Below are 22,664 nucleotides of genomic sequence, written 5' to 3'. Positions count from 1 at the left end.
TGCGCGCGGGCCCCGGAGCGCGCACCGCGGCGAAACCGCTGATCAGCACCCGTGCGCCGGACCGGGAATGGTCGCAATGTCGCCGAGGCCACTCGCGCGCGTCGTGCCCCGACCGGGTGACCACACAGGACCGACACCCGACGGCAACGCCACGGTCGGCCCAACGACGGTTCCGGTTGGTCCGGCCTGGGTACTTCCGGTGGTGGTCCCCCTGGAAGCGCCCCGGTCGGCCACCGCCGTTGTCAAGATCGATCCCCCGCCCGGGTGGGTCGGATCGGCCCGCGCACGGCAGACTGGGGGGCAAGCACCCGACGGAGAGGAGCCTGACCGGTGAGCGGTCGGCTTGGCATCGATGACGTGTCCCCCCTCGTGTCCTGTGGCCGGTACCCCGGCAAAGCCGTTGTGGGCGAACACATCCCGGTGCGGGCGACGGTGTGGCGCGAGGGCCACGACGCGGTCGCGGCGACGATCAGCTGGCGGGGCCCCGAGGACGGCAAGGCGCGCCGGACGCGCATGCGCCCGGACGGCCTGGAACCCGACCGGTGGGTCGCCGACATCGTCCCGGACACCGAGGGGTTGTGGACCTTCCGGGTGGACGCCTGGAGCGACCCGTGGGCGACCTGGGTGCACGCGGTCGAGGTGAAGGTGGCCGCCGGGCAGCAGCCCGAGGAACTGGCCAACGACCTGGAGGTCGGCGCCCGGCTGCTGGAGCGCGTCGGCCGCAGGCCCGACCGCGGCGGTGACCGCAAACTGCTGGTGTCGGCGGCGCGGGCGCTGCGCGACGAGTCGATGCCGCTGCCCGCGCGCATCGCCGAGGCGCTGGCGGAATCCACCAGGCGGGTGATGCACCAGCACCCGGTGCGCGAACTGGTGACCAAGGGCAAGCCGCTGCAGCTGTGGGTGGACCGCAAGGTCGCGCTCTACGGCTCCTGGTACGAGTTCTTCCCGCGCTCGACCGGTGGGCTCGACACCGAGGGCAAGCCGGTGCACGGCACGTTCACGACCGCGGCCAAGGAGCTCGACCGGGTCGCCGCGATGGGCTTCGACATCGTCTACCTCCCCCCGATTCACCCGATCGGTGAAGAGAACCGCAAGGGCCCCAACAACTCCGTGGTGGCCAAGCCCGGTGACGTGGGGTCGACCTGGGCGATCGGTTCGGCCGACGGCGGGCACGACGCGATCCACCCGCAGCTAGGCACCTTCGAGGACTTCCGGGCGTTCGTGGCCAGGGCGCGCGAGCTGGACCTGGAGGTCGCGCTGGACTTCGCGCTGCAGTGCGCGCCCGACCACCCGTGGGTGATCAAGCACCCGGACTGGTTCACCACCCGCCCGGACGGCACGATCGCCTACGCAGAAAACCCGCCGAAGAAGTACCAGGACATCTACCCGGTCAACTTCGACAACGACCCGGAGGGCCTCTACGCGGAGGTGCTGCGGGTGGTGCTGATGTGGGCCGAGCAGGGGGTGCGGGTGTTCCGGGTGGACAACCCGCACACCAAGCCGCCGGACTTCTGGGAGTGGCTGATCCGCCAGGTCAAGGCGGTCGCCCCGGACGTGCTGTTCCTGTCCGAGGCGTTCACCCGACCGGCGCGGCTCTACGGGCTGGCCAAGCTCGGGTTCACCCAGTCCTACACCTACTTCACCTGGCGCACCGGCAAGCAGGAGCTGGTCGAGTTCGGCACCGAACTGGTCGCGCACGCCGACGAGGCGCGGCCGAACCTGTTCGTCAACACCCCGGACATCCTGCACGAGTCGCTGCAGGTGGGCGGCCCGGCGATGTTCGCGATCCGGGCCGCGCTGGCCGCGACGCTGGCGCCGACGTGGGGGGTGTACGCCGGGTACGAGCTCTACGAGCACCAGCCGGTGCGCGAGGGCAGCGAGGAGTACCTGGACTCGGAGAAGTACCAGCTGCGGCCGCGCGACTTCGCGGGCGCGCTGGCCGAGGGCCGGTCGCTGCAGCCGTGGATCACCCGGCTCAACGCGATCCGCCGGGCGCACCCGGCGCTGCAGCAGCTGCGGACGCTGCGGTTCCACCACGTGGACAACGACGCGCTGATCGCCTACTCCAAGACCGACCCGGCCACCGGGGACACCGTGGTCGTGGTGGTGACCCTGGACCCGAGGGCGCCGCAGGAGGGCACGCTGTGGCTCGACCTCGCCGCGCTGGGGCTCGACCCGGACGCGGCGCACAACGCGTATGACGAGGTCACCGGCCAGACCTGGCGCTGGGGCCAGGCGAACTACGTGCGGCTGGACCCGTGGGCCAGCGTCGCGCACATCGTCCACATCCGACGGTGACCGGCCGGTGCGCCGGGACCGCTCGGTGAACGCCCGCCGAGCGGTCCCGGCGTCCGCCCACTGAGATCGTGATCACCGGTCCGCATGGATCACCGCCAGCGGGGGTACTCCCGTCAACGGCGGCAGCTGTCTCCCCCGCCCGGGTGGACCACCCCACCCGCAATGACCACTTCGGACGGTCGGGGGTGAGTGGGCGTGTGCGGTGCGCGGTCGTCGCGGCGGAAACGTGGTACGCATTGCGGACCGGCTGATCCGCCCCCCTGGAGGCGACCGCCGGGATCGACGACGCTGGCACACGGCCGAGACATGGGGCGAGGGCGACAGGCATGACGGTTCAGGACACCACCGCGCCCGACGCGGCGCTGGGGCTCGCGGGCATCCCGCACACCGGCGAGGCGGTGACCGCGGACGGTCACCTCACCGAGCCGCAGGCGGAGGACTTCCACCACGCGCGCTCGGCACCGCCGCAGGCGCAGTGGTACAAGAGCGCGGTCTTCTACGAGGTGCTGGTCAGGGCGTTCAACGACTCCGACGGCAACGGCACCGGGGACCTGCGCGGGCTGGCCGACAAGCTGGACTACCTGCAGTGGCTGGGCATCGATTGCCTGTGGCTGCCGCCGTTCTACGCCTCGCCGTTGCGCGATGGCGGCTACGACATCAGCGACTTCCGCGCGGTGCTGCCCGAGTTCGGCACCGTCGACGACTTCAGCTACCTGCTCGACCAGGCGCACAAGCGCGGCATCCGGGTGATCACCGACCTGGTGCTCAACCACACCTCCGACGCGCACCCGTGGTTCCAGGAGTCGCGCCAGCACCCGGACGGCCCCTACGGCGACTACTACGTGTGGTCCGACACCGACGAGGCCTACGCCGACGCGCGGATCATCTTCGTCGACACCGAGACCTCGAACTGGACCTACGACCCGGTGCGCGGCCAGTTCTACTGGCACCGGTTCTTCTCCCACCAGCCCGACCTCAACTACGAGAACCCGGCCGTGCAGGACGCGATGCTCGACGTGCTGCGGTTCTGGCTCGACATCGGCATCGACGGCTTCCGGCTCGACGCGGTGCCCTACCTGTTCGAGGAGGAGGGCACCAACTGCGAGAACCTGCCGCGCACGCACGAGTTCCTCAAGCGCTGCCGCAAGGTGGTCGACGACGAGTTCCCCGGCCGGGTGCTGCTGGCCGAGGCGAACCAGTGGCCAGCCGACGTGGTCGAGTACTTCGGCGACGCGGGCATCGGCGGCGACGAGTGCCACATGGCGTTCCACTTCCCGCTGATGCCGCGCATCTTCATGGCCGTGCGCCGGGAGTCGCGGTTCCCGATCTCGGAGATCCTGGCCCAGACCCCGTCGATCCCCGCTGGCGCCCAGTGGGGGATCTTCCTGCGCAACCACGACGAGCTGACCCTCGAGATGGTCACCGACGAGGAACGCGACTACATGTACGCGGAGTACGCCAAGGACCCGCGGATGAAGGCCAACATCGGCATCCGCAGGCGGCTGGCCCCGCTGCTGGACAACGACCGCAACCAGCAGGAGCTGTTCACCGCGATGCTGCTGAGCCTGCCGGGCTCGCCGGTGCTCTACTACGGCGACGAGATCGGCATGGGCGACAACATCTGGCTCGGTGACCGCGACGCGGTGCGCACCCCGATGCAGTGGTCGCCCGACCGCAACGCGGGCTTCTCCCGCTGCGACCCCGGTCGGCTGTACCTGCCCGCGATCGCCGACCCGGTGTACGGCTTCCAGGCGGTCAACGTCGAGGCGCACATGAACAACACCTCGTCGCTGCTGCACTGGACCAGGCGGATGCTGCAGGTGCGCACCGAGCACCCGGCGTTCGGCCTCGGCGACTTCACCGAGCTCGGCTCGTCGAACCCGAGCGTGCTGGCGTACCTGCGCACGCACGGCGACGACGTCGTGATCTGCGTGAACAACCTGTCCCGGTTCCCCCAACCGGTGGAACTGCACCTGTCGGACTACGACGGGTGCATCCCGGTGGAGCTGACCGGCGGGGTGCGGTTCCCCGCGGTCGGGGAGCTGCCGTACCTGCTGACCCTGCCGGGGCACGGCTTCTACTGGTTCCAGATCACCCGACCGCTCGAGGAGGGCGAACCCCAGTGACCACCCGACCCCTGCCCGCGGTCACCTCCCTCGCCGCCGACCTGCCCGGCTGGTTGCCCGGTCAGCGCTGGTTCGCGGCCAAGGGGCGGGACGTGGCGAGTGTGCGGGTGGAGCGGGCCGCGCTGCTGGTCGACGGCGACCCGGCGCTGCTGCACGTGCTGCTCGACGCCGACGACGAGCGCTACCAGCTGCTGCTCGGGCTGACCGACGAGGTCCCCGACCACCTGCGCTCGTCGGTGGTGGGCAGGTTGGCCGACGGCTCGTACGCCTACGACGCGACGCACGACGCGGAGCTGATGGGCGGGCTGCTGGAGCTGTTCGCCGAGCACTCGGCGGCCGGTGGCCTCGACTGGCTGCCGGAGCCGGGGGTGGAGGTCCAGACCGGGCTGCGGGCGCGGCCGGTCGGGGTGGAGCAGTCGAACACCTCGATCGTGTTCGGCGAGCACTACATCCTCAAGCTCTATAGGCGGCCCGCTCCCGGCCCCAACCGCGACGTGGAACTGCACCGGGCGCTGGTCCGCGCGGGCAGTGCACAGGTGGCCGAGCCGGTGGCGGTGGTGCGGGCCGAGGGCACGGTGCTCGGGTTCGCCCAGCGGTACCTCGGCGACGCCGCGGAGGGCTGGGCGACCGCGACCGCGTCGGTGCGCGACCTGCTGGCCGAGGCGGACCTGCACGCGGGCGAGGTCGGCGGCGACTTCGCCGGTGAGGCCCACCGGTTGGGCGCCGCGGTCGCCGCGGTGCACGCCGACCTGGCCGCCGCGCTGGACGTGGACACCGTGGGGCCCGCGGAGATGGCTGCGGGCGCCGACGAGATGCACGCGCGGCTGGACGCGGCGCTGGCGCGGGTGCCCGCGCTGGCCGAGCGGGAAGGGGTGCTGCGGGCGGCGTTCGACGCGGTGCGCGGGCTGCCGGGTACCCAGGTCCAGCAGGTGCACGGCGACCTGCACCTGGGTCAGGTGCTGCGCACGACCACCGGGTGGGTGCTCATCGATTTCGAGGGCGAACCGGACGCGCCGGTGGCGGAGCGCAACCGTACGCGGTCCCCCTTGCGGGACGTCGCCGGGATGCTGCGCTCTTTCGACTACGCGGCGCTACACCTGTTGGCGGGCGAGGAACCCGACAACCAGCGGCTCACCCGGGCCGCGGAGTGGGCCGACCGCAACCGCGCGGCGTTCTGCGACGGGTACGCCACCGCCGGTGCCGACCCGCGCGCGGATCCGGTGCTGCTGCGGGCTTTCGAGCTGGACAAGGCGGTCTACGAGGTGGGCTACGAGCACCGCAACCGGCCGGACTGGGTGCCGATCCCGCTGGCCGCCATCGACCGCGTCGCGCGGGTGGGCTGACTACGACTTTTAGGCAGCACGAGTTTCGGGTAACCCAGAAGATGGTTAGCCTGATCGACAATACCCGCTCTCGGGGTGCCGCCGGTTCAGGATCGGGGTGTGGCGACATGCGGATCGCGGATGTGTTGCGGGGCAAGGGTGCCGACGGGGCCGTCGTGGCGACGGTCGACCCGGGTACCACTGTCGAGGGCCTGATAGCCGAGCTGCACCGGCACAACGTGGGCGCCCTGGTGGTGCTCGACGGGGACCGGGTGGTCGGCATCGTGTCCGAACGGGACGTTGTACGCGGGCTGGCGACCCGCGGTGGCGAGCTGTTCAACGCCACCGTGGCCGACATCATGACCACCGAGGTGAGCACCTGCGCGCCCACCGACAGCGTGGACAGCCTGGCCGCCACCATGACCGAGCGCAGGATCCGGCACCTGCCGGTGATCGAGGACGGCGCGCTGGCGGGCATCGTCAGCATCGGTGACGTCGTCAAGAGCCACATAAGCCAGCTGGAAGCCGACCGCGACCAGCTCCAGTCCTACATATCCCAGGGTTGATTCCTCTTGCTGGTTGACGAGATCGAGCGGCTCATCGCAGGCGCGCACCACGACCCGCACTCGCTGCTGGGGGCGCACCCCACGCGCGGCGGCGGGGCGGTGGTGCGGGCACTGCGCCCCAACGCCAAGTCGGTCGCGGTGATCGTCGGCGACCAGCGGCACGAGATGGACGAGGTCGGCGACAGCGTGTTCGCCGCCGACCTGGCCACCGCGCCCGTGGAGTACCTGCTGGAGGTGGACTACGGCGCGGGCCCGGAGCTGGTGCAGGACCCGTACCGGTGGCTGCCGACGCTGGGTGAGCTGGACCTGCACCTGTTCGCCGAGGGCCGCCACGAGCGGTTGTGGGAGGTCCTGGGCGCGCACGTGCGGTCCTTCGAGACCCCGGTCGGCGTGGTCGAGGGGACCTCGTTCGCGGTGTGGGCGCCGACCGCGCGCGGGGTGCGGGTGTGCGGCGACTTCGACGGCTGGGACGGCAGGGCGAACCCGATGCGGTCGCTCGGCTCGTCCGGGGTGTGGGAGGTCTTCCTGCCGGGGGTGACCCCGGGGACGCGGTACAAGTTCCGCATCCACGGCGCGGACGGGTCCTGGCACGAGAAGGCCGACCCGATGGCCTTCGCCACCGAGATCCCGCCCGCGACGGCGTCGGTGGTGTCCACTTCGGAGTACCAGTGGGCCGACGCCGAGTGGCTGGTCCGCCGGGACGCCACCTCGTGGAGCGCGGCGCCGATGAGCGTCTACGAGGTGCACCTCGGCTCGTGGCGCCAGGGCCTCGGGTACCGGGAACTGGCCACCGAGCTGGGCGACTACCTGGTCGAGCACAACTTCACGCACGTGGAGCTGCTGCCGGTGGCCGAGCACCCGTTCGGCGGGTCGTGGGGCTACCAGGTCACCTCGTACTACGCGCCGACCGCGCGGTTCGGCACCCCGGACGAGTTCCGCGGTTTTGTCGACGCGCTGCACGCGCGCGGCATCGGCGTGATCATGGACTGGGTGCCCGCGCACTTCCCGCGCGACTCCTGGGCGCTGGCCCGCTTCGACGGCAGCCCGCTCTACGAGCACGGCGACCCGCGCCGGGGCGAGCAGCCGGACTGGGGCACCCTGGTGTTCGACTTCGGCCGCAACGAGGTGCGCAACTTCCTGGTCGCCAACGCCCTGTACTGGATCGAGGAGTTCCACGTCGACGGCCTGCGGGTCGACGCGGTGGCCTCGATGCTGTACCTGGACTACTCGCGCAACGACGGCGAGTGGCTGCCCAACGAGCACGGCGGACGGGAGAACCTGGACGCGGTGCGGTTCCTGCAGGAGCTCAACGCCACCGTCTACAAGCACCACCCCGGCACGGTGATGGTCGCCGAGGAGTCCACCGCGTGGCCCGGGGTGACCAGGCCGACTCACCTGGGCGGGCTGGGGTTCGGCTTCAAGTGGAACATGGGCTGGATGCACGACACGCTCAGCTACATCGGCCACGACCCGGTGCACCGCACGTATCACCACAACGAGATCACCTTTGCGCTGGTGTACGCGTGGAGTGAGAACTTCATGCTGCCGCTGTCGCACGACGAGGTGGTGCACGGCAAGGGCTCGCTGTGGACCCGGATGCCCGGCGACGACTGGAACAAGGCGGCTGGGCTGCGGGCGCTGCTGGCGTTCATGTGGGCGCACCCGGGCAAGCAACTGCTGTTCATGGGCCAGGAGTTCGGCCAGCGGCAGGAGTGGTCGGAGTCGCGCTCGCTGGACTGGGACCTCACCGACCAGCCGCTGCACCGGGGCGTCCGGTCGCTGGTGCGCGACCTCAACGCCGCCTACCGCGACCACCCCGCCCTGTACCTGGACGACTCCCGCCCCGAGGGCTTCTCCTGGGTCGACGCCAACGACTCGGCGGGCAACGTGCTCAGCTTCCTGCGCCAAGGCGGCGACACCCAACTGCTGTGCGTGGCCAACTTCTCCGGCTCCCCCCACCACGACTACCGGGTCGGCGTCCCCCACCCCGGCACCTGGCGCGAGATCGTCAACACCGACGCCCAGCCCTACGGCGGCTCCGGCGTCGGCAACCTCGGCGGCACCACCGCCACCCCCGACCCCTGGCACGGCAGGCCCGCCTCCCTCGTCCTGCAACTCCCCCCACAGGGCGTCGTCTGGCTGGTCCCCGACGACGAATCCCCCGAGGACGACCCCGACGTGCCGGTGGTCTGACACGGCTGCCCGGCTTGGTCGGTGTGGAAGAAAGCGGCAAGTTGCGGCAAGTTTGTGCAAGTGCTGACCGTAGGATCGCGTCATGCCGCTGTCCGATCCGGAGCTTGAGGACCTGCTCGCCGACATGGAGTCGGATCGAGTGGAACGCAAGGAGTCCGCCCAGGCCGCGGACAAGATCGGCCAGGCGATCTGCGCGTTCGCCAACGACCTGCCAGACCACCGGTTGCCCGGAGTGCTGTTCTTGGGGGTCAAGGACGACGGAAGACCCGCAGGACTGGCGATCACCGACCAGCTCTTGCAGAACCTCGCCGCGCACCGGGACCAGGGCAACCTCCTCCCCCCGCCGTCGATGACCGTGCGGAAAGTGGTGCTGCACGGTCAGGAACTCGCGGTGGTGGAGGTCCAGCCGAGCAACACCCCGCCGGTCCGGTACAAGGGCCAGATCTGGGTCAGGGTCGGCCCCCGCAGGGGCCTGGCCAACGGGGACGACGAGCGCAGGCTCAACGAACGTCGCCGCTCGCTCGACCTGCCGTTCGACGCCCGCCCACAGCAGGAAGCCACGCTGGCTGACCTCGATCGCGGACTGTTCAGCGACACCCTCGTCCCATCCTTGGTGCCCGCCGCGGTGCTGGCGGCGAACGGCCGCTCCACCGAACAGCGATTGGCGGCACTTCGACTGACCACTGCCGACGGCATTCCGACGACGGCGGGCTTGCTGACCGTGGGCAAGGACCCCCTCCGCTTCCTACCAGGTGCCTACATCCAGTTCCTCAGGGTCGCCGGGGACAGCCTCGCGGACCCGATCGTCGACGAGAAACGCCTCGACGGACCGCTCCCGGCGCTGCTGCGCACGCTCGACGAGCTGCTCAGGATCAACATCAGGGTGGCGGTCGACATCACCGGTGGACCGCTGGAGTCCAAGACGCCCGACTACCCCGTCGCCGCGCTCCAACAGGTCGTCCGCAACGCGGTCATGCACCGGACGTATGAGCACACCAATTCGCCCGTCCGACTCACCTGGTACCTCGACCGGATCGAGGTCGTCAGCCCTGGTGGACCGTTCGGGGTCGTGACCACCGCGAGCTTCGGCAGCGGCATCACCGACTACCGCAACCCCACGCTGGCCGAGATGATGCACGGCCTGGGCTACGTGCAGCGCTTCGGCGCGGGGATCCCGATCACCCGCAAGGGGCTCGCCGACAACGGGAACCCACCACCCGAGTTCGAGCCGACGGAATCGCACGTCGCGGTGACCATCAGGAGCAGATCATGAGCGCGCCGGTGATCACGTTCTTCAACAACAAGGGCGGCGTCGGGAAGACCTCTTTGGTCTACCACATCGCGTGGATGCTGGCCGACCTCGGCCACCGGGTCGTGGTCGCCGACCTCGACCCGCAGGCCAACCTCACCACCGCGTTCCTCACCGAGGAGGAGATCGAGCGGCTGTGGTCAGGCGCCGGACCGGGGCGCACCGTGTGGGGGACGATCCGGCCGTTCCAGGAGGGCGAGGGCGGACTCGGGTCGAGCACCCTCACCACGACCGGGGACGACCGGCTCGCCCTGCTCGCGGGCGACCTGGAGCTATCCGCGTTCGAGGACGACCTGAGCGCGAGCTGGCCCAAATGCCTCGACGGCGATCCGCGGGCGTTCCGGATCATCTCCGCGTTCTGGTCGGTCCTGCAGAGCGCGGCGAGCCAGCACGCGGCGGAGTACGTCCTGGTCGACGTCGGACCGAGTCTCGGCGCGATCAACCGGGCCGCGCTGGTGGCGTCGGACTTCGTCGTGATCCCGGTCGCCCCCGACCTGTTCAGCATGCAGGGGCTGCGCAACCTCGGTCCCGCCCTGCAGAAGTGGCGCACCGGCTGGCGCCAACGCCTGGCGATCGATCTACCAGGGCGTATCGCGTTGCCGCAGGGCAGGATGGACGCGCTCGGCTACGTCGTCCTCCAGCACGGCGTCCGCCTCAACCGACCGGTCAAGGCGTACCAGCGCTGGATCCAGCAGATCCCGGACGTCTTCCGGACCTCGGTGCTCGGCTCCCAGGACCACTCGCCCGCGCCCGCCATCGACGCGGACCCCTTCTGCCTGGGGCAGCTCAAGCACTACCGGAGTCTGGTCCCGCTGGCGCAGGAGGCACGCAAGCCGATCTTCTTCCTGAGCCACGCCGACGGCGCCTACGGCGGTCACCTCCAAGCGGCTCGGGACGCGCACGGCGACTTCGCGGTAATGGCCGAACGCATCATGGAACGGATCTCCGAAGCCGTCGAACCCCGCAGCACCTGAGCAGGCAGACTGGTGGGCGTGCGCACGCGTAACGGACGGGATCTTGTGCGGCTGCTGCCCGCCTTGATGGCGGTGTTCGCGCTGCTGGCCTGCACCACGACCGTCCCAGGGCAGGCGGTCAGCCAGGGGGTCGTGTCCAAGGGCGAGGAGGGCACCGGGGTCGACCCGGGGTTCGTGCGCAACACCGACGGCGGGGAGATCGACCGGTTGGCGGCCACGGTGGTCACCGACGTGCAGGCGTACTGGGCGCAGACGTTCCCGGTGGTGTTCCAGAAGGCGTACGAGCCGCTCAAGGGCGGGTTCTACTCGGTGGACACCGCCGACGCGCAGAGCAAGGCGCCGCCGTGCGCGAACAAGCCGACCGACGTGGAGGGCAACGCGTTCTACTGCCCGGACGCCGACATCATCGCGTGGGACAGGGCGGCGCTGCTGCCGGTGCTGCGGGACCGCTTCGGCGAGGCGGCGGTGATGCTGGTGCTGGCGCACGAGATGGGCCACGCGGTGCAGGACCGCACCGGCAGCGGCGCCGCCGAGCGCAAGGCCGACCCGAGCCGGTACCCGACGATCCTGATCGAGGCGATGGCCGACTGCTACGCCGGGTCGTTCGTGCGGTGGGTGGCCGACGGCAAGGCCGAGCACCTGACGATCGCCAAGGAGCGGCTGGACCAGGCGCTGGAGTCGCTGATCAGCTTCCGCGACCCGATCGGCACCGAGGCGCAGGACCGGGGCGCGCACGGGGACGCCTTCGACCGGGTGTCGGCGTTCCAGGACGGCTACGAGCAGGGCGCCCAGACGTGCTCGAAGATGACCGTCGACAACCGGGTGTTCACCCTGAGCGGCTTCCTCGACGCCGGTGACCAGGAGCGCGGCGGCAACCTGACCTTCGCCGACATCGTCGAGTCGATCACGCTGACCCTGGACCCGTTCTACGGGGAGCTGCTGCCCACGGTCGGCAAGCAGTGGACCGCGCCCAAGGTGGTCGAGTCGCAGGGCGCCCCCGACTGCGAGAACGGCAAGCAGGGCCCGGTCGCGTACTGCCCCGGCGACAAGACGGTGCGCATCGACGTGCGCAAGGAGCTGCCGGAGCTGCACGCCGACATCGGTGACTACGCGACCGGCACGCTGATCGCCAGCCGCTACGCCCTCGCCGCGCTCGCGGCGGCGGGCAAGCCGCTGGAGGGCGCGGACACGCAGCGGTCCGCGGTGTGCCTGTCGGGGCTGTTCACCCGAGCGCTGTTCGTGTCCCGGCGGCTCTCGCCCGGTGATCTCGACGAGGCCGTGCAGGTGCTGCTGGACTACGACTACGCCGCCCGCGACATCAAGGGGGCCGCGCCGGTCGCGGGCTTCGACCGGGTCCGCGCATTCCGCCAGGGGTTCACGGAGGGTGTTCAACAATGCGGCCTTTCGTGACTTAGCGCGAACCCACCCGTGGCGCGGTGGTCGCGGGCTACCCTCTCCCGGAGATCGGGAACGACGGCTGGGTAGGGGTTGCGGTGCGGGTTCTGGGTGCGCGGGCGCGGGTCGCGGCTGCCTTGGCGGTGGCGGCGGTACTTCTCGTGCAGCTCGGCGGGTGCGCCGGGCAGCCGATCGAGGGCAGACCCCGCGGGGTCGGCGACATCGACGCGGGCACGGCGGCCGGGATCCCGGTCAACAACGACGGCCCGACCGGTCCCAAGAAGGGCGTCGCGGACGCGACCCTGGCGGTGGAGAACGCCGACGGCGGCGAGATGGACCGGCTGGCGGTCAACGCGCTGTCGGACATCTACGACTACTGGTCCGAGCGGATGCCCGCCGACTTCGACGGCCAGAAGTTCGAACCGATCAAGCGGCTGGCGTCCTACGACTCCAAGGGCAAGGCCATCAAGCTGTGTGGCCAGAGCACCGCGGACCTGGTGAACGCCTTCTACTGCAACGCAGACGACAGCGTGGCCTGGGACAGGGGCGTGCTGCTGCCGATGCTCAACAAGCAGTTCGGGCCGATGTCGGTGGTGGCGGTGCTCGCCCACGAGATGGGCCACGCCGTGCAGTTCCGCCTGGGCACCAAGAGCAACATCAGCCAGGCGACGCCGACGATCATCAAGGAGCAGCAGGCCGACTGCTACGCGGGCGGCTTCTTCCGCTGGGTGGCCGAGGGCAAGGCCAAGCACTTCGACGTCAACACCGGCAAGGGCCTCAACCACGTGCTGGCGACGATGTTCTTCATCCGCGACCCCGCCGGGCTCTCGGCGAGCAAGCAGGGCGCGCACGGCCTGGCCTTCGACCGGGTGTTCGCCTTCCAGGCCGGGTTCTCCGAGGGCCCGACGCGGTGCGCGCGGATGAACCAGGACGAGATCAACACCCGCATCGCCGAGAAGGAGCGCGGCGAGACGGAGATGGAGAACTCCCGCAACGGCGACGTGGAGTTCGACAACAAGAAGGTCCAGGACCTGCTCAAGGCCAGCCTCGACGAGGCGTTCCGCCGCACCGGCGCGAACCCGCCCGCCATCACCTACGACGGCGCCGACTGCAAGAAGGGCCAGTCCACCCCGCCGGTGTCCTACTGCGCGGACGAGAACGTGGTGGCCATCGACCCGGACGCGATGGAGAAGATCGCCACGCCGCCCAAGCGCGGGCAGGAGCCCGGCGTGTCCGGGGCCGGGATCGGCGACTTCGCCGCCTTCGCCGAGATCGCGTCGCGGTACACCCTGTCGATCCAAAAGTCGGTCGGCGCACCCCTGGAGGGCGACAAGACCGGCCTGCGGACGGCGTGCCTGACGGGCGCCTGGGCCAAGTTCACCGACCTGGAGGGCGGGGCGAACGAGAGCAAACTGCGCCTGGCCGTCGGCGACCTGGACGAGGCCGTGGCGGAACTGTTGCAGGACAACAGCTTGATCGCCGCGGACGTGGCTGGCAAGCAGGTGCCCTCCGGCTTCGCCAGGGTCGAGGCCTTCCGCATCGGCTACTTCGAGGGCGACAAGGGCTGCGCCAACCAATTCAGCTGAGCCCAGCCATCCACAACGCCCCCAACTGTCCACAGGGGCCACTCGCCACCCCCCGCTCCCCCGGTGTCCCCGATAGCCTGGACATCGGGGGCGCTCACTTCAGTTGATCTTCAACGCTGACGACAGGGCAAAGAAATGGCCGCGCGGAGGGACTCCACGCGGCCACGGCAACACGGTGGTCTAGAACAGGGCGCTGGCCAGGTCGCGCCGGGCCTTCACGACGCGTGGGTCGTCCGGGGCGAAGAGGTCGAATAGGGACACCAGGTGGGTGCGGGCCTTGTCGCGGTCGGGGCCTGCGCTGCGGCGGACGGCGTTGATGAGGCGGGTGAAGGCCTGCTCGACCTGCTGGCCCGCCAGCTCCAGGTCCGCCGCGGACATCTGCGCGTCCACGTCGTCCGGGGAGATGTCGGCGCGGACGATCACCGAGGGGTCCGTGGCCTGGGCCCTGGCCAGGAACGTGACCTGGGCGAGCGCCGCGCGGGCCTCGGTGTTGCCCGGCTCCGCGTCCAGGATCGACTGGTAGGCGACCTCGGCGCCCGCGAAGTCGCCCAGGTTGAGGGCGGTCTCGGCGGCGACGAAGCGCTCGTCCTCCGGCTCGGGGGCGGTGTCCTCGGCCGCGGCCGGGGCGGCGGCCTCGGCGGCGCGGATGCCGGGGAGCCGGTCGCGCAGGGCGTCGAGGATGGAGTCGATCCACTGGCGGACCCGGTCCGGCGGCGGGACGTCGTTGAAGGCGTCCACGGGCTGGCGGGCGGCGATGGCGATGACCATCGGCACGGCTTGGACGCCGAAGAGCTGGGCGACCCGGGGGCTGGTCTCGACGTCCACCCTGGCCAGCTGCCAGGAGCCGTTGTCCTCGGCGGCGAGCTTCTCCAGGGTGGTCAGCAGCTGCGTCGACTGCGCCGACCAGCCCGCGACCAGGGCCACGACGACCGGCACCTGGGTGGAGCGCTCGACGACCTCGGCCTCGAAGTTGGCCTCGGTGACGTCGACGACGGACGCGGCGGCACCCGGCTGGGCGCTCGGCGGCCGCCCGGGGGCGGGTTGGGGCGTGTTCGCGGCGTCCGCGCGGGCCTTGATGGCGGACAGGTCTACGGCCCTGGACAGGGCGGCCGACAGCGCGGCGGTCTGGCGTGGATCTGGCCTGGTCACCTTGACATCCTGGCATGAGCTCCGCGACGGCGTCCGCCCGCCGGTCACCCCCGGGCGAGCTCGGCGAGCAGACCCTCCGGTGCCAGTCCCATCGGGTTGACCCGCATCGCGCCGTTCTGCCTGGTGATGCGCAGCGACAGCGGCGCGAGCAGCTCGACGAAGCGGGCCGTGCCCTGCTCCCCCAGCTGCTGCCACGGCGCCGCGGCGGCGTCGTCGGTGAGGTCCTCGACCAGCTCGCGCAGCCCCGCACCCGACTCGGTCAGCACCCCGGGCGCGGCGAGCATGTCGCGCGCCAGCAGCCGTTCCTCGGCGGCGGTCCACTCCTCGACGGGCACGTTGCGGGCCGTCTTCATGTACTCGTCGGTGAGTCCACGGTCGGCGGCGAACGCGACGAGCGCCTCGATCGGGTCGAGCCCGGCGGTCACCAACGCGGCCACGTGTCCGTCCCCCCTGGACTCGCGCAGCGCGGTGCAGACCTGCCACAGCGCGAGGTGCGGCCGCTCGGGCAGCGGCAGGGCGGCGTTGGCGGCCCCCAACGCGCGACCCGCGGTCGGGATCCACTCCAGCAGCGCCCTGGCCAGGTCCGCGGCCTCGGCCACGTCCGGACCGTCGAGGTCGTCGCCCAGCATCCGGCGCAGGGCGCCGTCGACACCGCGCAGCCGGGCCGCGAGGAACTCCGCCGGGGCGGCGACCGACCACGCCTCGGGCAACGCCCGCTCGACCCGCGACGGGTGGAAGTTGTAGAACAGGCTGGTCACCAGCCACGCGGGCGCGGCGCCGAGCGGGGCGGCGCGCATCCCGAAGTAGCCCATCCACCGGCCCTTGCAGCCCAGCGCGTCGGTCTCGGCGATCGACTCCGGGGTGAAGTAGGTGACGGCGTGGTAGGGCTCGAAGCACTGCCACAGCGTGCGCGGGTCCACGGCTCTCCCAGTTCTAGTGCTCGGCCAGGTACTGCTCGACCCGCTCGACCTTCGCGGCGAGCTGACCGGTGTGCCCGGGGCGGATGTCGGCCTTGAGCACCAGGCTCACCCGCGGGTAGTCGGCGAGCAGCACGTCGGTGGCCCGCTTGACCACGGCCAGCACCTCGTCCCACTCCCCCTCGACGATCGTGTACATCGCGGTGAGCTGGTGCGGCAGGCCCGACTCGCGGACCACCCGCACCGCGGCGGCGACGGCGGGGCCGACCGCCTCGGACTCCCCGCCGAGCGGGCTGACGCTGAACGCGACGAGCATGGCGCCTCCTTGGTGGTCCCCGCGCACACTATCCGGGCGGCCCGGGTGAACCCACTGGTAGCTTCAACGACCATGAGGCCGCGCTCGTTGCCCTTCGACCCGATCGCCCGCGCGGCGCAGCTGTGGGGGGAGCGGATCGGCGATTCCACCACCATGGCCGCGGTGACCAGCGTCATGCGGGTCCAGCAGATCCTGCAGTCCGCGGTGGACGCCGCGCTCAAGCCGCACGGGCTGACCTTCGCCCGCTACGAGGCGCTGGTGCTGCTGACCTTCGCCAAACGCGGCAGCCTGCCGATGCGCGTCATGGGCGAGCGCCTGCAGCTGCACCCCACCAGCGTCACCAACATCGTCGACCGCCTGGAAGCCGACGGCCTGGTCCGCCGCACCCCGCACCCGACGGACCGGCGCACCACCCTGGCCGAGATCACCGACGCGGGCAGGCAACGCCGAGAAGAAGCCACGGTGGCGGTGACCGAGGTCGACTTCGGCCTCCGCGGCCTGACCGAACGGCAAACCACCCAGCTGACCGACCTGCTGGCCAAAGTCCGCCGAGCCACCGGCGATTTCACGGACTGAGAACAAGCCGCACGCTGAGACCCTCGCCACACTGAAGCTCGCCTGGAGAACCGCGGCTCGATGGGGCGGACTTCCTTTGCGCGGGGGGACAACGCCCGTAGCCTCGCGGCTGCTGGCTGGGCCGTCCCTTTGGCCCCCAGCTTGTGAGGCCCAGCACGGGCGTTGTAGGGGCCCCGCGCAAAGGAAGTTCGCCCCATCGAGCGGCAAGCCCAGCGGAAGAACAGCGCGCTGGCGCGACGCTCATCGAGCAGTAGCCCCAGCACATGACGATGCCCCCGGCTTCCACCAGGGGCATCGTTGGTTCAGGGCAACCGGGCCACGCCGACCGGTCGCGATTTACTAGGCGGCTTGCGGGCGCAGTGCGAGCCGGATCCCGGCGGGTACCGCGCGGTTGTCGAGCTTGCCGGTGCGCAGGGCCCAGCGCTCGAACAGCAGTGTCCCGAATGGAGGGACGCTGGCGACCAGGGCCCAGAACGCGGTCCACCGGCTCCAGCGCAGCTGCCTGGCGGTGACCGCGGTCACCACGAGGTAGGCGACGAAGACGGCGCCGTGCACCGGGCCGAAGACCTTGACCCCGAAGTCGCCGAGGTCGGTGCCGTACTTGATGACCATGCCGACGAGCAGACCGATCCAGGAGACGGCCTCGGCGAGCGCGACGACGCGGAAACGACCAGCTGGCGTGTACATGGGCTCCAGTGTGGAGCGTGAGCGGGCTCACCACGCGCGAGGGGGATGCGCCCAGTGGAGTCGACCACACCCCCGTAACGCCCCGGCGAAACACCGTGGCCGGGCGGGTGTGAGCGGCGTTACGGTGGCTCAATGGCATCGGTCAAGCAGGTCCAGGTCACCTTCGACTGCGCGGAACCCGAGCGCCTCGCCCGGTTCTGGTGCGAGGTCCTCGGCTACGTCGTGCCGCCGCCGGGTGGGTCCGCCACCTGGGCCGCCGCGGTCGACCCGGCGGGATCCGGTCCACGGCTGTACTTCCAGCGCGTCCCCGAGGGCAAGGTCGCCAAGAACCGGGTGCACCTCGACGTCCGCGTCGGCACCGGGCTCAGGGGTGACGAACGCCTCGCCGCCCTTGAGGCCGAGTGCGCCAGGCTCGTCGCCCTCGGTGCCGTGCAGGTCGGTCTGCTGCTCGCCGACGACGAGAACGAGTCGTGCATCCCGATGCGCGACATCGAGGGCAACGAGTTCTGCCTGGATTAGCTGTCCTCCCAGGTGAAGACGCGGGAGGCGATGAACGCCACGACGAGGGTGAAGCCGAGCAGGACGCCGCAGGGCAGCAGCAGCGCCTCGGGTCCCTTGCCGCGCACCAGGAAGTCCATCATCCCGTCGTTCATGTGCCGCAGCGGGAACACCTTCGACACGGTCTGCAGCCAGTCGGGGGCCCGGTCGATCGGGAAGAACGTGCCGGACAGGAAGGCCATCGGCAGCACCACGATGTTGGCCGCGCCGGTGGCCGCCTCCTCGGTCTTGCAGAACGCGCCGACCAGCATGCCGATGGTGAAGAACGCCAGGACCCCGGAGAGGAACACCGGGATCGACAGCCACCAGGTGCCCGAGAGCGTGAGCCCGAACACCGGCAGCAGCGCGACCCCGACGAACAGCAGCGCCTGCACCAGCGCGACCCCGATGGTCACCACCACGCGCGAGGTGAGGATGGGCGTGACGCCGATCGGGGCCAGCCGCAGCCTGCGCAGCACCTGCTTGCGCCGCCAGTTGACCAGGGTGATCGCCGCGCCGAAGACGGCGGTGACCGCGATGCCCCAGCTCAGGATGCCCGGTGTCAGGTACTGGATGGGCTGCAGCGAGGCGTCCTCGACCTGCTCGACGCGGAAGTCGTACTTGGGCGGGGACCCGCTCGCGGAGACGTTGAGCTGCTGGGTGACGCCCGCCACCAGCCCCTGCACGGTGCCCGCCTGGGCCTGGTCGCTGGCGGCGAAGCGGAGCACGACCTCGTCCCCGGTGGCCTGGACCACTCCGGGCAGGTCGCCGTCGCGGACCTTGGCCACGCCCGCGTCGATGGTGTCGAAGCGCTCCAACTCCACCGCGCCGGTGCGCTCGAGCGCGACGAGCACCGGCCCGTCGCCGACCGCACCGATCTTGATCTTCTCGTTGCCCGCGTCGCGGAACAGCAGGCCGAAGATGACCAGGAACATCAGCGGGAACAGGAACGCGAAGAACAGCGTGGTCTTGTCGCGCAGGAAGCCCTTGACCATCGCGACCGACAAGCTCTTGAAGGCGCCGTTCACGCGCGGTACTCCCGTCCGGTGAGGTGGAGGAAGACGTCCTCCAGGGTGGCGGTGCGCACCTGCAGCCCGTCGAGGGCGCCGCGCTCGGCGAGGGCGGTCAGCAGCGGCGCCGGGGTGCGGGTGGTGATGGTGAGCGACTGCTCGTCCTCGGCGGCCTCGTCGGCACCGGGCAGCGCGCCCGCGGCCTCGGCGCTGAGCACACCGCGCTCGAGGATGATCCTGGTGGGCGCGTCGAGGCCGCGCACCAGCGCGGCCGGGGTGTCCATGGCCAGCACCCGGCCGCGGTCCATGATCGCCACCCGGTCGCAGAGGATCTCCGCCTCGTCGAGGTAGTGCGTGGTGTAGACGATCGTCTTGCCGCGCTGCTGGATGGCCCGCAGCACGTCCCAGAGGTTGCGCCGCGCCTGCGGGTCCAGCGCGGCGGTCGGTTCGTCGAGGAAGACGATGTCCGGGTCGTGCACCAGGGCGCAGGCGATGGACAGCCGCTGCCGCTGCCCGCCGGAGAGCTTGTCCTCGCGGGTGTCGGCCTTGTCGGTCAGGCCGACGAGCTCCAGCACCTCGGCGGCCCTGGCAGCGCCGACGCCGTAGAGCGCGGCGAAGGTCTCCAGCTGTTCGCGGGCGGTGAGCTTGTCGAAGAACGCCGATGCCTGCAGCTGCACGCCGATGCGCGGCAGCAGGTCGACCTTGCGCGGGAACGGGTCGAGGCCGAGCAGCCGGACCGAACCGCGGTCCGGTTCGCGCAGGCCCTCGATGATCTCCAGCGCGGTGGTCTTGCCCGCGCCGTTGGGGCCGAGGATGCCGAAGAACTCGCCGTGGCCGACGGTGAACGACACACCGTCCACAGCGCGCAGGTCGCCGTAGGACTTGTGGATGTCGTCGACGGCGATCGCGTCGGCGCCAGTGCTGGTCATGCCGCGAACCTAGCGCGTGGACGCGACCAGGACGACTACCTGTCGACGATCGAGGCGATCAGGTCGTCGGCGGCGCGGTAGGGGTCGAGCGCCCCGGACCGCACGGCCTCGGCGAGCCGGTCGAGGACATCTGAGCGCATTTCGCCGAAACGGGACCGAACCTCGCGCACCGCAATGGACTCCACCTCGGCTCGGGCCCTGGCGAGCCTGCGGGCGGCGAACTCGCCGTGGTCCTCGGCCCAGGCGCGGTGTTCGGCGATCCCGGTCACCAGGTCGTCGATGCCCTCGGCCACCGAGGCGATGGTCTTCACCACCGGTTGGCGCCAGCTCGGGCCGCGGATCTCCCTGCGCCCCAACGAGATCGCGTGCTTGAGCTCGCGCACGGTGGCGTCGGCGCCGTCGCGGTCGGCCTTGTTGACGGCGAACACGTCGGCGATCTCCAGGATGCCCGCCTTGGCCGCCTGGATGCCGTCGCCCATGCCCGGCGCCAGCAGCACCACGGCGCAGTCGGCGAGCTTGATCACGTCCACTTCGGACTGTCCAACCCCGACCGTCTCGACGAGCACGACGTCGAAGCCCGCGGCGTCGAGCACGCGCAGGGCCTGCGGGGTGGCCCAGGCGAGGCCGCCGAGGTGGCCCCGGGTGGCCATGGACCGGATGAAGACGTCCTGGTCGCCCGCGTGCTCGCCCATCCGGACCCGGTCGCCGAGCAGCGCGCCACCGGAGAACGGCGACGACGGGTCCACCGCCAGCACGCCGACGCGCTGGCCCTGGGCGCGGTAGGCCGACACCAGGGCGGAGGTGGTGGTGGACTTGCCGACCCCGGGCGCACCGGTGAGGCCGATGACGCGCGCGCGGCCGGTGTGCGGGGTGAGCGCCTCGGCGACCTCGCGCAGCCGGGGACTGGCGTCCTCCACCAGGGAGATCAAGCGGGCGACCGCGCGCGGCTGGCGTTGCCGCGCGCGGTCGACGAGCTCGGGTACCGAGAGGTCCCTGACCAAGGGCTAGGCCTTGGGGACGCTGATGATCAGCGCGTCGCCCTGGCCACCGCCGCCGCACAGACCGGCCGCGCCGACCCCGCCGCCGCGGCGCTTGAGCTCGTAGGCCAGGTGCACCACCAGCCGCGCCCCGGACGCCCCGATCGGGTGACCCAGGGCGATGGCGCCGCCGTTGACGTTGACGATCTCCGGGTCGACGCCCAACTGCTTGGTGGAGACCACGCCGACGGCGGCGAACGCCTCGTTGATCTCGACCAGGTCCAGGTCGGCCGCGGTGATGCCCTGCTTGGCCAGCGCCGCCTTGATCGCGTTGGACGGCTGCTCGTGCAGGCTGGCGTCCGGCCCGGCCACGACGCCGTGCGCGCCGATCTCGGCGATCCAGCTCAGCCCGAGCTCCTCGGCCTTGGCCTTGCTCATCACCACGACCGCGGCGGCGCCGTCGGAGATCTGCGAGGCCGACCCGGCGGTGATGGTGCCGTCGGGGGCGAACGCGGGGCGCAGCTTGGCCAGGCCCTCGGCGGTGGTGTCGGCGCGCACGCCCTCGTCGGTGTCGAACACGACCGGGTCGCCCTTGCGCTGCGGGATGCTCACCGGCGCGATCTCGTCGGCGAAGCGGCCGGAGGAGATGGCCGAGGCGGCGCGCTGGTGCGAGGTGGCGGAGAAGGCGTCCTGCTCCTCGCGGCTGATGCCGTAGCGGGAGTTGTGCTTCTCGGTGGAGGCGCCCATGGCGACCTGGTCGAAGGCGCAGAAGAGACCGTCGTGTGCCATGTGGTCGACGAGGGTGACGTCGCCGTACTTGAAGCCGGAGCGGGACTTGGGCAGCAGGTGCGGCGCCTGGGTCATCGACTCCTGGCCGCCCGCGACCACGATGTCGAACTCGCCAGCGCGGATCAGCTGGTCGGCCAGCGCGATGGCGTCGAGGCCGGAGAGGCAGACCTTGTTGATGGTCAGCGCCGGGACGTCCATCGGGATGCCCGCGGCCACGGCGGCTTGGCGCGCCGGGATCTGGCCCGCGCCCGCGGTGAGGACCTGGCCCATGATCGTGTACTGCACCTGTTCCGGTCGCACACCCGCCCGCTCCAGCGCGGCCTTGATGGCGACCCCGCCCAGCTGCGCGCCGGTGAAGTCCTTGAGCGAGCCGAGCAGGCGACCGATGGGGGTACGGGCCCCGGCGACGATGACGGATCCGGACACGGGCGGTCTCCTAAGCGATGCGAACGGGCGTTAACATGGACCATACTCGCGGCCACCCGGTTTGCCACGTCTCGGTGTGAGTAGCCGCACAGCCCGTTGTTACCCATCGGTAGGTCGGGCGTATCGTCGCGGTATGCGCGAAGTGCTCTCCACCCACGTCGTCGCGATCGACCACGTCGGAGTCGCGGTTGCCGACCTGGACGAGGCGATCGCGTTCTACCGCTCGCACTTCGGCCTCGAGGCGGTGCACCAAGAGGTCAACACCGAGCAGGGCGTGCGCGAGGCGATGCTGCGCGCCCCCGGTGACGACGGCTCCGGCACCGCGATCCAGCTGCTCGCGCCGCTGGACGAGAAGTCCACGATCGCGAAGTTCATCGGCCGCAACGGCCCGGGGCTGCAGCAACTCGCCTATCGGGTGACGGACGTGGACGCCGCCGCCGCCGCGTTGCGGGCCGCCGGGATGCGGGTGCTCTACGACGAGGCGAAGCGCGGCACCTCGAACAGCCGGGTCAACTTCGTGCACCCGAAAGACGCGGGTGGCGTCCTGGTCGAACTGGTCGAACCCGCCCCCGAGCACTGAAC

20 protein-coding genes are annotated in these 22,664 nt (G+C 71.1%); 12 read left to right on the top strand and 8 right to left on the bottom strand.

Translation table 11 applies throughout. The annotated features are described in order from the left end of the window. Positions 1-330: 330 nt before the first annotated feature. The 9 genes from JOD54_RS14715 to JOD54_RS14675 all read left to right on the top strand — a co-directional run bounded on the left by JOD54_RS14715 (position 331) and on the right by JOD54_RS14675 (position 13,769). The gene (locus JOD54_RS14715; protein ID WP_204451077.1) at positions 331-2,298 is read left to right on the top strand and encodes an alpha-1,4-glucan--maltose-1-phosphate maltosyltransferase; all 1,968 of its coding nucleotides are present in this window, start codon (positions 331-333) and stop codon (positions 2,296-2,298) included. Positions 2,299-2,624: 326 nt separating this feature from the next. Further along, on the top strand, positions 2,625-4,424 hold the full coding sequence (gene treS / locus JOD54_RS14710; RefSeq protein ID WP_204451076.1) for a maltose alpha-D-glucosyltransferase: 1,800 nt from the start codon (positions 2,625-2,627) through the stop codon (positions 4,422-4,424). Beyond that, complete coding sequence (locus tag JOD54_RS14705; RefSeq protein WP_204451075.1) at positions 4,421-5,767, top strand: maltokinase N-terminal cap-like domain-containing protein; 1,347 nt, start codon at positions 4,421-4,423, stop codon at positions 5,765-5,767. The genes treS and JOD54_RS14705 overlap by 4 nt, the downstream gene beginning before the upstream one ends. Positions 5,768-5,874: 107 nt before the next feature. Further along, a complete protein-coding gene (locus JOD54_RS14700; protein WP_204451074.1) occupies positions 5,875-6,312 on the top strand; it encodes a CBS domain-containing protein in 438 nt (145 codons plus the stop codon). 9 nt (positions 6,313-6,321) lie between these two features. Continuing rightward, positions 6,322-8,505, top strand: coding sequence for a 1,4-alpha-glucan branching protein GlgB (glgB, locus tag JOD54_RS14695; protein WP_204456282.1), 2,184 nt, complete (start codon positions 6,322-6,324; stop codon positions 8,503-8,505). Positions 8,506-8,587: 82 nt separating this feature from the next. Then, complete coding sequence (locus JOD54_RS14690; protein WP_204451073.1) at positions 8,588-9,778, top strand: RNA/DNA-binding domain-containing protein; 1,191 nt, start codon at positions 8,588-8,590, stop codon at positions 9,776-9,778. Next, a complete protein-coding gene (locus JOD54_RS14685; protein WP_204451072.1) occupies positions 9,775-10,788 on the top strand; it encodes a ParA family protein in 1,014 nt (337 codons plus the stop codon). Before JOD54_RS14690 ends, JOD54_RS14685 begins: the two co-directional genes overlap by 4 nt. An 18-nt stretch (positions 10,789-10,806) precedes the next feature. Further along, complete coding sequence (locus JOD54_RS14680; RefSeq protein WP_307860032.1) at positions 10,807-12,198, top strand: neutral zinc metallopeptidase; 1,392 nt, start codon at positions 10,807-10,809, stop codon at positions 12,196-12,198. Between the two features lie 92 nt (positions 12,199-12,290). Then, positions 12,291-13,769 (top strand): neutral zinc metallopeptidase, encoded by a 1,479-nt coding sequence (locus tag JOD54_RS14675; protein WP_239574564.1) that lies wholly within the window; start codon positions 12,291-12,293, stop codon positions 13,767-13,769. A gap of 180 nt (positions 13,770-13,949) precedes the next feature. Here the strand turns inward: JOD54_RS14675 and JOD54_RS14670 are convergent, their stop codons facing one another. The 3 genes from JOD54_RS14670 to JOD54_RS14660 are packed head-to-tail and all read right to left on the bottom strand — an operon-like array spanning position 13,950 to position 16,151. Continuing rightward, positions 13,950-14,918, bottom strand: coding sequence for a tetratricopeptide repeat protein (locus tag JOD54_RS14670; RefSeq protein WP_204451071.1), 969 nt, complete (start codon positions 14,916-14,918; stop codon positions 13,950-13,952). A 44-nt stretch (positions 14,919-14,962) separates the two neighbouring features. Then, the gene (locus JOD54_RS14665; RefSeq protein WP_204451070.1) at positions 14,963-15,838 is read right to left on the bottom strand and encodes an SCO6745 family protein; all 876 of its coding nucleotides are present in this window, start codon (positions 15,836-15,838) and stop codon (positions 14,963-14,965) included. 13 nt (positions 15,839-15,851) lie between these two features. Next, entirely contained in the window at positions 15,852-16,151 is a 300-nt protein-coding gene (locus JOD54_RS14660; protein WP_204451069.1) for an MTH1187 family thiamine-binding protein, read from the bottom strand. A gap of 72 nt (positions 16,152-16,223) precedes the next feature. On the opposite strand from JOD54_RS14660, the gene JOD54_RS14655 reads away from it, so the two are divergent. After that, positions 16,224-16,727, top strand: coding sequence for a MarR family winged helix-turn-helix transcriptional regulator (locus tag JOD54_RS14655; RefSeq protein ID WP_204451068.1), 504 nt, complete (start codon positions 16,224-16,226; stop codon positions 16,725-16,727). Positions 16,728-17,066: 339 nt separating this feature from the next. Here JOD54_RS14655 and JOD54_RS14650 read toward each other — a convergent pair whose 3' ends face one another. Then, complete coding sequence (locus JOD54_RS14650; protein ID WP_204451067.1) at positions 17,067-17,414, bottom strand: DUF3817 domain-containing protein; 348 nt, start codon at positions 17,412-17,414, stop codon at positions 17,067-17,069. Positions 17,415-17,546: 132 nt separating this feature from the next. On the opposite strand from JOD54_RS14650, the gene JOD54_RS14645 reads away from it, so the two are divergent. Continuing rightward, positions 17,547-17,933, top strand: a complete 387-nt coding sequence (locus tag JOD54_RS14645) for a VOC family protein (RefSeq protein ID WP_204451066.1) — start codon at positions 17,547-17,549, stop codon at positions 17,931-17,933. Here JOD54_RS14645 and JOD54_RS14640 read toward each other — a convergent pair. The 4 genes from JOD54_RS14640 to JOD54_RS14625 are packed head-to-tail and all read right to left on the bottom strand — an operon-like array spanning position 17,930 to position 22,082. Beyond that, entirely contained in the window at positions 17,930-18,979 is a 1,050-nt protein-coding gene (locus tag JOD54_RS14640) for an ABC transporter permease (RefSeq protein WP_307860029.1), read from the bottom strand. The two genes, JOD54_RS14645 and JOD54_RS14640, sit on opposite strands and share 4 nt — an antisense overlap. Then, positions 18,976-19,890 (bottom strand): ABC transporter ATP-binding protein, encoded by a 915-nt coding sequence (locus tag JOD54_RS14635; protein ID WP_204451065.1) that lies wholly within the window; start codon positions 19,888-19,890, stop codon positions 18,976-18,978. The genes JOD54_RS14640 and JOD54_RS14635 overlap by 4 nt, the downstream gene beginning before the upstream one ends. Positions 19,891-19,925: 35 nt before the next feature. Next, positions 19,926-20,891 carry a methylmalonyl Co-A mutase-associated GTPase MeaB gene (gene meaB, locus JOD54_RS14630; protein WP_204451064.1) on the bottom strand — a complete coding sequence of 322 codons (966 nt, stop codon included), beginning with the start codon at positions 20,889-20,891 and terminating at the stop codon, positions 19,926-19,928. A 3-nt stretch (positions 20,892-20,894) separates the two neighbouring features. After that, positions 20,895-22,082: an acetyl-CoA C-acetyltransferase gene (locus tag JOD54_RS14625; RefSeq protein WP_204451063.1), complete on the bottom strand. Its 1,188-nt coding sequence runs from the start codon at positions 22,080-22,082 to the stop codon at positions 20,895-20,897. 133 nt (positions 22,083-22,215) lie between these two features. Here JOD54_RS14625 and mce point away from each other — a divergent pair, with 133 nt between their 5' ends. Beyond that, positions 22,216-22,662 (top strand): methylmalonyl-CoA epimerase, encoded by a 447-nt coding sequence (mce, locus tag JOD54_RS14620; RefSeq protein ID WP_204451062.1) that lies wholly within the window; start codon positions 22,216-22,218, stop codon positions 22,660-22,662. The last annotated feature ends 2 nt before the right edge of the window (positions 22,663-22,664 follow it).

This window comes from Actinokineospora baliensis, assembly GCF_016907695.1.
Classification (GTDB): Bacteria; Actinomycetota; Actinomycetes; order Mycobacteriales; family Pseudonocardiaceae; genus Actinokineospora; species Actinokineospora baliensis.
The sequence above is the reverse complement of the archived record's forward strand: the minus strand, read 5'-3'. Positions and strand labels throughout refer to the sequence as shown.

Excerpts from the sequence above, each read along its gene's own strand:
- treS (WP_204451076.1), top strand. The coding sequence starts at position 2,625 with ATGACGGTTCAGGACACCACCGCGCCCGACGCGGCGCTGGGGCTCGCG.
- JOD54_RS14700 (WP_204451074.1), top strand. The coding sequence starts at position 5,875 with ATGCGGATCGCGGATGTGTTGCGGGGCAAGGGTGCCGACGGGGCCGTC.
- JOD54_RS14690 (WP_204451073.1), top strand. The coding sequence starts at position 8,588 with ATGCCGCTGTCCGATCCGGAGCTTGAGGACCTGCTCGCCGACATGGAG.
- JOD54_RS14685 (WP_204451072.1), top strand. The coding sequence starts at position 9,775 with ATGAGCGCGCCGGTGATCACGTTCTTCAACAACAAGGGCGGCGTCGGG.
- JOD54_RS14660 (WP_204451069.1), bottom strand. The coding sequence starts at position 16,151 with ATGCTCGTCGCGTTCAGCGTCAGCCCGCTCGGCGGGGAGTCCGAGGCG.
- JOD54_RS14655 (WP_204451068.1), top strand. The coding sequence starts at position 16,224 with ATGAGGCCGCGCTCGTTGCCCTTCGACCCGATCGCCCGCGCGGCGCAG.
- JOD54_RS14650 (WP_204451067.1), bottom strand. The coding sequence starts at position 17,414 with ATGTACACGCCAGCTGGTCGTTTCCGCGTCGTCGCGCTCGCCGAGGCC.
- JOD54_RS14645 (WP_204451066.1), top strand. The coding sequence starts at position 17,547 with ATGGCATCGGTCAAGCAGGTCCAGGTCACCTTCGACTGCGCGGAACCC.
- JOD54_RS14635 (WP_204451065.1), bottom strand. The coding sequence starts at position 19,890 with ATGACCAGCACTGGCGCCGACGCGATCGCCGTCGACGACATCCACAAG.
- mce (WP_204451062.1), top strand. The coding sequence starts at position 22,216 with ATGCGCGAAGTGCTCTCCACCCACGTCGTCGCGATCGACCACGTCGGA.